Annotated in this window: 2 protein-coding genes; both read left to right on the plus strand. The window is 60.7% G+C overall.

Annotation, left to right across the window (positions count from 1 at the left end):
* The first annotated feature begins 94 nt into the window (after positions 1 to 94).
* Entirely contained in the window at positions 95 to 598 is a 504-nt protein-coding gene (locus WBR57_RS09875) for an ureidoglycolate lyase (protein WP_003175245.1), read from the plus strand.
* A gap of 51 nt (positions 599 to 649) precedes the next feature.
* On the plus strand, positions 650 to 1,658 hold a 1,009-nt coding region (locus WBR57_RS09880; protein WP_424083665.1), incomplete at its 3' end, for a urate hydroxylase PuuD.

Raw genomic sequence — 1,658 nt, forward strand, 5'->3', positions numbered from 1 at the left:
CCCACAGGGGTACGCGGTCAAATGTGGGAGCCGGGCTTGCCCGCGAAAGCGGTAGACCAGACAACATCAAATTCGAAAACTTAAGAAGACAGCCATGCGCACACTGATGATCGAACCCCTGACCAAAGAAGCCTTCGCCCCTTTCGGAGACGTTATCGAAACCGATGGCAGCGATCACTTCATGATCAACAACGGGTCGACCATGCGCTTTCACAAGCTGGCAACGGTTGAAACCGCCCAGCCTGAAGACCACGCGATCATCAGCATCTTCCGCGCCGACGCGCTGGATATGCCGCTGACCGTGTGCATGCTGGAGAGACACCCGCTGGGCAGCCAGGCGTTCATTCCGCTGCTCGGCAACCCCTTTCTGATCGTGGTCGCGCCACTTGGCGATGCACCTGTATCGGGCTTGGTCCGCGCCTTCGTTACCAACGGCAGGCAGGGCATTAATTACCATCGCGGCGTCTGGCACCACCCGGTGCTGACGATCGAAAAGCGGGATGACTTCCTGGTGGTTGATCGCAGTGGCACAGGCAATAACTGCGATGAGCATTTTTTTGAAGAGGATGAGCGGTTGATCCTCGCCCCCCACCAATAAGAGAAGGCCGGATCACCCGACAACAAGGGTGACAGGCGAGAGGTAAAGACTGTGGAAGCACATCTGTTGGAATGGCTGAACCTTAGCGTGCGCTGGGTTCACATGATCACTGGCGTCGCGTGGATCGGCGCTTCCTTCTATTTCGTCTGGCTGGAAAACAACCTGAATCGCGTCAACCCCAAGGACGGCCTGGCCGGCGACTTGTGGGCGATCCACGGTGGCGGTATCTACCACCTGGAAAAATACAAACTGGCCCCGCCGACCATGCCGGACAACCTGCACTGGTTCAAATGGGAAGCCTATTTCACCTGGATGTCGGGCGTCGCGCTGCTGTGCGTGGTGTTCTACCTCAACCCGACACTCTATCTGCTGGCTCCGGGCAGTAGCTTGAGCGGCACCGAAGGCGTCTTGCTGGGCATCGGCTCTCTGTTCGCCGGCTGGTTCATCTACTCCTTCCTCTGCGACTCGGCCCTGGGCAAGCGCCCTGCCCTGCTCGGTTTGATCCTGTTCGTGCTGTTGATTGCGGCGGCCTACGGCTTCAGCAAAGTGTTCAGCGGGCGTGGCGCTTACCTGCACGTGGGCGCGGTGATCGGCACCATCATGGTCGGTAACGTGTTCCGCATCATCATGCCCGCCCAGCGCGCGCTGGTGGCGGCCATCGCCGAGAACCGCACGCCGGATCCGGCCCTGCCGGCCAAAGGTCTGCTGCGTTCACGGCACAACAACTACTTCACCTTGCCGGTGCTGTTCATCATGATCAGCAACCACTTCCCGAGCACCTACGGCAGCCAATACAACTGGCTGATCCTGGCCGGTATCGCGGTGGCGGCGGTGTTGGTGCGGCACTACTTCAACACGCGGCACAACAGCCAGAAGTACGCGTGGACCTTGCCGGCTGGCGCCCTGGCGATGATTTGCCTGGCCTACGTGACCGGCCCCAAACCAGTGGCCACTGCACCGGACGTGGCCAAGACCCCGGCTGCCATCGAATACCAGCCATTGCCGGAAACGGCGCTGGGTGGTGGCCTGAAACCGGCCGCGCCGGCGGCACCCGCAGCCC

This window comes from Pseudomonas sp., assembly GCF_049590575.1.
In the GTDB taxonomy this organism is placed as follows: Bacteria; Pseudomonadota; Gammaproteobacteria; order Pseudomonadales; family Pseudomonadaceae; genus Aquipseudomonas.

Excerpts from the sequence above, each read along its gene's own strand:
- WBR57_RS09875 (WP_003175245.1), top strand. The coding sequence starts at position 95 with ATGCGCACACTGATGATCGAACCCCTGACCAAAGAAGCCTTCGCCCCT.